The following is a 6,893-nucleotide window of genomic DNA, read 5'->3' as shown; positions in this document are numbered from 1 at the left end:
AAAGTTCATCTTTAGATCCGCCTGCATTTGTTTTCTATTATACTATTATCACCTCAAACTCCGAAGACCCGGTATTTCGAGATTCGCTCGTTTGCGATCGAAGCATTTAAGTTGACTCGAAAAACTTTGCGATCTTTGTACTTACGATCGCTCTTCACACTTAAAATCTCGAGATACAATTTTCAAAATGACTATCCGTTGAAGTTGTTTGACTGATAAACTTTTCGGGTAGGTTGGCTCGGACGCAATGAAACTCAACCCAGATGAGTTTGGGCGTTGGGTTTCATCCCTCAAGCCAATTTACGATTTTTCAAGGATTTGAAGGATTTTGTCAGTCGATCGGCCTTTTAGGATAGACTTCACGCAACTCGAGCCATACAACGGGGAGAATTTATGAAAAAACTTCAATTCCAGAACGGCGATCGAATGCCTGTTTTCGGGTTAGGAACCTGGAAATCCGCCCCTGGCGAAGTCTACAACGCCGTCAAAGAGGCAATTCGCATCGGATACCGACACATCGATTGTGCGTTCATCTACGGGAACGAAGCCGAAATCGGCAAGGCTTTATCAGAATCTTTCGCGGAAGGCGTCGTCAGCCGAGAGCAACTGTGGATTACCTCCAAACTCTGGAACGATTCCCACGCTCCCGAAGACGTGAAACCGGCGTTGGAAAAAACCCTCGCCGATTTGCAACTGGACTATCTCGATCTTTACTTAATACACTGGCCGGTGGCGTCGAAAAAAGGGGTGATGATGCCCGAATCCGCTGAAGATTCCATTTCTCTGGAAACGTTACCGATTTCGGCGACTTGGAAGGCGATGGAACCCTTGGTGGAACGGGGATCGTGCCGACATATCGGCGTTTGTAACTTCAGCGTCACCAAGCTCAAATCGTTACTCGAGCAAGCAACGCTGAAACCGGAGATGAATCAAATCGAGCTGCATCCGTACTTGCAGCAACCGGAGATGTTGGCGTTTTGCAACGAGAATAACATCCACCTGACGGCTTACTCGCCTTTAGGATCGCCCGATCGCCCGGCGGGATTGAAAGGGGAAGACGAGCCGATTTTACTCGAAGATCCCACGATCGCCGCGATCGCGGAACGACGGAACGCAACACCGGCTCAAGTTCTCATTAGTTGGGCGATTCACCGAGGAACGGCGGTCATCCCGAAATCCGTCAACCCCGCCCGCATCGCGCAAAATTTAGCGGCGGTAGAGGTGTCGCTGACGCCCGAGGATATGCAGGAAATCGCCCGACTCGATCGCCATCGTCGCTATGTTAGTGGTGACTTTTGGGTACTTCCGGGGAATTCCTACACGCTGGAAAATCTTTGGGACGAATAGCGATCGCACGTACCGCCCCCGCCAGGGTGGTACGTTGTTCGATCGCTCAAGCGGGAATTTCGCTCACGTAAACTCTCGCTGAAATTGAAAGCATTGAATCTTGAAACTCGACGCGATCGATCTCTAAGGAAACGCCGTCGAGTTCCATATATTTTAGGTTGACAAATTTACAAGTTTGTGTAACGGTAAATTCTGCCAACTTTTGCGACAGATCGCCGTTCGTTTGCACTTGAATGTCGCGAAAGGCGATGGCGTGGTTATCTTCAGTAAAATCGAGCCGAGTTTGCAGGTGGATGGGAATGGGTTCGTCGCGATCGGCGATCGCATACGTCATTTGTACCGATAACTCCCCGGCTTCAGTTAATTGACATTCAACGGCGTGAATGGCGATCGATTCAGTCGGAACGCCTTCTACAATTTCACTGCCATCCTGCAAGATATTTAAAATCTTTTGAGACCGCAAAACGTGAGCGATATCTCGATCTTCTAAAACAATTTGTGTCGTTCCTTCTGTCGGTTGTTTGAGTTCGACATTTCCCACCACCGCCTTTAACGGATTGACAGAAATTGCATCGAGCCGAACGTCCAAATTCGCCATACGAACGTTCGGCGAAACTGAAATTCCATTGGCGCTGAGGTGAAGTCCGTCCACGGTTCCCGAGGTAATGCGTTCGGTGTCGGCGCTGACGTGAATTTCTAAAGTGTCGGCACGATCGATCTGCGACGAGAATATAGCGTGCGCCACTTTATCAATGGTTTTTTCAACGAGTTTGGGATCTTTGGGTGAATCTATCATGAAGTGTTTTGCGATCGAAATACTAGCATCAACAGCGCGATCGAATCTCGTTTACTTCGATTGACCCGATCGCCAAATACTAAACACGAGCCACAACCCGAACAAACAGGCCGTCCAAAATAAAGCATTGGTGAGCCAAGGGACTGCTGCCATTTGGTCTTTAGAGACGACCAAAGCCCCAGCTAAAATTAACGCCGCTACGACAACACTAGAAGAAAGTCGATTGGCCGATTCGTCGAGACTGCGGCGCAAATCCTGCAACTCGTGAACTCGCAGGTTCCATTTGAGACTTTCTGTAGTGACTCGCTCCAATAAAAAATCGAGCTGGCGCGGAGAGTTGAGCGACAAACTTTTAAACTCTAAACTCGCTCCGAGGAGATCTTGCAGTGGATTTTCACCGAGTAACTGTCGGCGCATCAAATCCGCCGTCAGAGGTTTAATTTCCTCGAGCAAATTCACTTCGGGGTTAAAGGTTCGCGCTACCCCTTCTAAGTTAGCTAGGGCTTTGGCGTAGAGTCCCATGTTACTGGGCCAGCGTAGGTGGTTGCGTCGCGCCGCTTGCAGCACTTCGTAAAACGCTTCGCTGAAGTTGAGTTGGGACAAACTCAGGTTGTAATACCGCCGCAACAGGCGATCGTATTCGTTTTGCAGGCGGATGAAATTGACCGGACGCACTGGTTGCGCTAGTTGTAACGTCAGTTGAGCGCAGCGTTGTGCGTCGAGGCTAATCATCGCCAAAATAATTTCGACGAGCAAGCCTTGAGTGCGGGGGTCGAGGTTTCCCGTCATTCCGACGTCTAACAACGCCACCCGTCCGTCGCTGAGGTAAAAAATATTTCCGGGGTGGGGGTCGGCGTGGAAAAAGCCTTCGATAAACAGTTGTTGTAAGAAGGCGCGAAACAACAGCGTCGTGATGGCGTTGCGTTCGGCTTGCGCGTCGCCGTTGTAGTGCTTTCCGGTAATTTCCGCCGACAGGATCGGAACGCCGTCGAGCCACTCCATCGTTAAGAGTTTGGGGGTGGTGTAGTCCCAATAGACGGTCGGGACGGTAATGCGATCGGCGTCGAACCAGTCGCTCGAATTCAGACAGCGTTCGAGGCGAGCGGTGTAGTGCGCCTCTTGTGTGAAATCGAGTTCGTCTCGTAGGGCGTTGGTGAATTCTTCGGCCAGGGCGATAACGTCGTAGTATTCGCCGAAATCGGTTCCCGAGACGAGTTCGGCCAGGTTGGTGAGCAGCTCGATATCGCGATCGACCGTTTGCTCGATTCCGGGGCGTTGAATTTTTAAGGCGACTTCGCGGCCGTCGTGGAGGGTGGCGCGGTGGGTTTGGGCGAGGGAACCGGCGGCGACGGGTTCGGTGTGAATTTCAGCGAACACACTATCGAGATCGGCGTCGAATTGTCGTCGCAGTTGCGCTTCGATATCGGACCAGGGAACGGGGGGAACGTCGGCCTGAAGGGCGCTCAGGGCTTTAATGTATTGGGGAGGAAGCAGTTCGGGACGGGTGCTGAGCAGTTGACCGAGCTTGACGTAAACCGGTCCGAGGTCGATGAGAATGCGTTGGAGAACTGTAGGGGGCGGAAGTTCGGGTTTTTCTGCGTCGTTATTGCTCAACAAGCGCCTCATGTAGTCCCATCCGTGGTACAGGACGACTTCGAGAATTTCTCGCTGTCGGGAATTCGATTTCGTCAAGGTCGATATCATGGGCGTTAATGGGGCGATGTGTTGTGCTGGAGGGGAAGCCGGGGAGAGGGGGAGCAGGGGAGATAAGGGGACGAGGCGTCGGTGCGTGACGCGGAAAGTACCATTGTTCGGTCTACCCTCAAGATGGGTTCCCCGCGTCACACACCCTTGTATGTTGTCGGTGGGGACGGTGCGTGACGCGGTAACAGTCCTTTGACCTGACTTCGGCCACATTTCCCCGCCGCGTCACACACCCTACAGTCAACCGAAACACTGTTCACTGCTCACTGCTCACTGTAAAAAGCCCTTCTCCCCGTAGGAGAAGGGGCAGGTCGATCGTGCTCAACCTAGAGCAGTTAGGTGAGGGTCGATCTTCGTTTGACGTGGCGATCGCGATCGATTATTGTTGGAATTTCTTCGACGCACGCTCGAACGCACCCGTCAGTTCGTTCCAGGCACTTTCAAAACCGGACTGAACTTCCGACCAAGCGTCTTCGCTGGTTTCTTTCATTTCTTCAAATTTGGCTTGAGCCGCGTCGCGTTTGGCGTAGAGTTCTTCCATTTTACCGTGATATTCGACTGAGGCGTCGGCTTTGGCTTGTTCGGCTTTGGCTTTCAACTCGTCGATTTGAGCGTTGAGCTTGTCGAGTTGGGCTTTGACTTTGTTTTGATACTCTTGGCGAGCTTCAGTTCGGGCAGCCATTTGCTTTCCTCCTGGTTAAAGTTAATTTTGGGTTAAGATCGATCGTGCGACTCGCGTGAAATTGACGATCGCTTTCCTGTTAAAGCGCGAGTTTGAAATGCTAGTCTTATTGAAGCACTTCTGAAAGTCCTACCGCCTCTGTCTCGAGAGCGATTTTAACTCTATCTCGCGGTCGATCTGACTGTGTCAGTCGGTCGGAACGAACCGGGGCGATCGCCAGCCTAGACGTTCGGAGCCAGTGAGTTCTAGTCTTCTTTTGCAATCACCCAAACGGCGTGAACGATTCCTGGAATGTAACCGAGTAGTGTTAACAGAATGTTAATCCAGAATTGTCCCCGAAGTCCCACTTGTAGAAACACGCCGAGAGGGGGGAGTAAAATAGCAATAATGATACGAACAACGTCCACGAGTTTATTGTCCTCCGTGTAAATTCTTGTGTCTTTATTTGTAGTTTGACGAAACGAGACGGGCGATCGCATCCATCTCTCGGTAGATTTTCCAGCAATTTGACGATTTTTCAAGTTTGTTCGAGCGTCTCGACGTTCTGATCGCTGTCAAAACAATCAAAAATTGAAGCATTTTTTACAAAACATCAAGACTTGCGATCGCTTTTTAATTAAATCTTAATATTATTCACAAAAGTTATTTAATCTCTGGATTGTAACTCTAGAAAAATTCCCAAAAATTGTCTAACCTACGGTAGAGAGAGCTATCAAATTATCCGTGTTAGTTTAAATACTGGACGGATTGAGGAGAAAATTATGAACGCCACGATCCTACGTCAGGTCTGGTCTACGGTAGAAGATACCCAAGCCACAACCCTCGCGAACTTAGACGACTCCACCTTGGTCGATCGCCTGATCTGGGACTTACAAGCCCAGAGCATCTTAAACGGCAGCGAGATCGATGAAGTGAGCTGTTACCTGCGATCGAAGCTCAGCCTGATCCGAGATTTAGCCGACGGCCGCGCGATCGCCGCGACCTCCTAAAGCCAGACGAGACTCGAATCGGGGAACTCAGAGAGACACTCTGTCGTTTCCGCTTTCGAGATGTCGCTGTCGATCGTCGGAAAACCCACCGATCTGGCAGATCGGACAGCCCACGTCCCCAAATCTTCGAGACAATGTATATGAAGGTTGCTGTTTTTAGTACCGAACCCTACGATCGCAAATTTCTCAACGCTGCAAACGCTTCAGCTCGCGGCGATCGCGAACTGGTCTATTTCGACGCCCGACTCGAACCGAAAACTGCCAGTCTCGCGGTTGACTTTCCCGTCGTGTGTGTCTTCGTCAACGACGATGTCGGCACGGAAACCCTAAAACTGCTCGCCGAAGGGGGAACCCGTCTCGTCGCCTTACGCTCTACCGGGTACAACAACGTAGACGTGCAAGCCGCCGTCGATCTCGGCATCCAAGTCGTGCGCGTGACCGATTATTCTCCCTATGCCGTCGCCGAACACGTTGTAGGGTTGATTCAATCCCTCAACCGCAAGATTCATCGCGCCTACAATCGGGTGCGCGACGATAACTTTTCTCTCAACGGATTGTTGGGTTTCGATTTACACGGTCGTACGGTAGGAATTGTCGGAACGGGTCGAATCGGCCGGATCTTCGCACGAATCATGGAAGGTTTCGGCTGTCGCTTACTCGGTTACGACCCCTACCCCCATCCCGAATTCGAGGCGCTCGACGACGCTCGTTACGTCGAGTTTCCCGAATTGCTGAGCAACTCAGACATTATTTCCCTACACTGTCCGCTCACCCCAGAAAACTATCACCTCATCGATAGCCAGGCGATCGCCCAATTCAAACCGGGCATGATGTTAATCAACACCAGTCGCGGTCAACTCATCGACACCAAAGCCGCGATCGCAGGAATTAAATCCGGTCAAATCGGCTATCTCGGTATCGACGTTTACGAGCAAGAAGAAACGATTTTCTTCCGCGACTTGTCCGATACCGTGATTCAAGACGATACGTTTCAACTGCTGCAATCGTTTTCTAACGTCCTCATTACATCTCACCAAGGATTTTTTACCCAAGAAGCCCTCACCGACATTGCCAGAACCACCATCGAAAGCATCGCGGCTTTCCAAGAAGGAGCGCCCCTCGACCACGAAATTCAACCGCCCGAACAAGCACCCATTTCAGCTTGATCGAGCGGCTCGTTTTCTGCGATCGCGTCCGTGTCAGCCTTGGCTGATTCCCTCGTCGCCTTCGATGCTAAAATCGAGGGCGTGTTCGACATCGTCTGTAAATTCCTCGTCGAAAGCTTTGCCTCCGACTTTGCCAGTTGGTTGTTGGGGGAAGCGATGCCGTTGACGGAACTGAGTCCCTCCGAACTGTCTCTCGAACCGATTCGAGC

Annotated in this window: 7 protein-coding genes; 3 read left to right on the top strand and 4 right to left on the bottom strand. The window is 51.1% G+C overall.

Going from position 1 to position 6,893, the window contains the following annotated elements; genetic code table 11:
* Nucleotides 1-393: 393 nt before the first annotated feature.
* Nucleotides 394-1,347: an aldo/keto reductase gene (locus GEI7105_RS0110510; protein WP_026097570.1), complete on the top strand. Its 954-nt coding sequence runs from the start codon at nt 394-396 to the stop codon at nt 1,345-1,347.
* Nucleotides 1,348-1,393: 46 nt separating this feature from the next.
* On the opposite strand, the gene GEI7105_RS0110505 is transcribed toward GEI7105_RS0110510, so the two are convergent.
* From GEI7105_RS0110505 to GEI7105_RS29980, 4 genes are all read right to left on the bottom strand, one after another.
* Nucleotides 1,394-2,143: an LmeA family phospholipid-binding protein gene (locus GEI7105_RS0110505; RefSeq protein WP_017660423.1), complete on the bottom strand. Its 750-nt coding sequence runs from the start codon at nt 2,141-2,143 to the stop codon at nt 1,394-1,396.
* A gap of 51 nt (nt 2,144-2,194) precedes the next feature.
* Nucleotides 2,195-3,847 (bottom strand): ABC1 kinase family protein, encoded by a 1,653-nt coding sequence (locus GEI7105_RS0110500; protein ID WP_017660422.1) that lies wholly within the window; start codon nt 3,845-3,847, stop codon nt 2,195-2,197.
* Between the two features lie 379 nt (nt 3,848-4,226).
* On the bottom strand, nt 4,227-4,529 hold the full coding sequence (locus GEI7105_RS0110495) for a sll1863 family stress response protein (protein WP_017660421.1): 303 nt from the start codon (nt 4,527-4,529) through the stop codon (nt 4,227-4,229).
* A 245-nt stretch (nt 4,530-4,774) separates the two neighbouring features.
* Complete coding sequence (locus GEI7105_RS29980; protein ID WP_035492937.1) at nt 4,775-4,936, bottom strand: YqaE/Pmp3 family membrane protein; 162 nt, start codon at nt 4,934-4,936, stop codon at nt 4,775-4,777.
* A gap of 354 nt (nt 4,937-5,290) precedes the next feature.
* On the opposite strand from GEI7105_RS29980, the gene GEI7105_RS0110485 reads away from it, so the two are divergent.
* Both GEI7105_RS0110485 and GEI7105_RS0110475 read left to right on the top strand, forming a co-directional pair.
* A complete protein-coding gene (locus tag GEI7105_RS0110485; protein ID WP_017660419.1) occupies nt 5,291-5,518 on the top strand; it encodes a hypothetical protein in 228 nt (75 codons plus the stop codon).
* Nucleotides 5,519-5,658: 140 nt separating this feature from the next.
* Nucleotides 5,659-6,684: a 2-hydroxyacid dehydrogenase gene (locus GEI7105_RS0110475; RefSeq protein ID WP_026097569.1), complete on the top strand. Its 1,026-nt coding sequence runs from the start codon at nt 5,659-5,661 to the stop codon at nt 6,682-6,684.
* Nucleotides 6,685-6,893: the final 209 nt, after the last annotated feature.

The sequence above is a fragment of the Baaleninema simplex PCC 7105 genome, from assembly GCF_000332355.1.
Lineage (GTDB): Bacteria > Cyanobacteriota > Cyanobacteriia > Cyanobacteriales > Geitlerinemataceae > Baaleninema > Baaleninema simplex.
The sequence above is the reverse complement of the archived record's forward strand: the minus strand, read 5'-3'. Positions and strand labels throughout refer to the sequence as shown.

Bases quoted from the DNA above. Each gene is read 5' to 3' on its own strand.
- GEI7105_RS0110505 (WP_017660423.1), bottom strand. From the start codon at position 2,143: ATGATAGATTCACCCAAAGATCCCAAACTCGTTGAAAAAACCATTGAT.
- GEI7105_RS0110475 (WP_026097569.1), top strand. From the start codon at position 5,659: ATGAAGGTTGCTGTTTTTAGTACCGAACCCTACGATCGCAAATTTCTC.
- GEI7105_RS0110500 (WP_017660422.1), bottom strand. From the start codon at position 3,847: ATGATATCGACCTTGACGAAATCGAATTCCCGACAGCGAGAAATTCTC.
- GEI7105_RS0110485 (WP_017660419.1), top strand. From the start codon at position 5,291: ATGAACGCCACGATCCTACGTCAGGTCTGGTCTACGGTAGAAGATACC.
- GEI7105_RS0110495 (WP_017660421.1), bottom strand. From the start codon at position 4,529: ATGGCTGCCCGAACTGAAGCTCGCCAAGAGTATCAAAACAAAGTCAAA.
- GEI7105_RS0110510 (WP_026097570.1), top strand. From the start codon at position 394: ATGAAAAAACTTCAATTCCAGAACGGCGATCGAATGCCTGTTTTCGGG.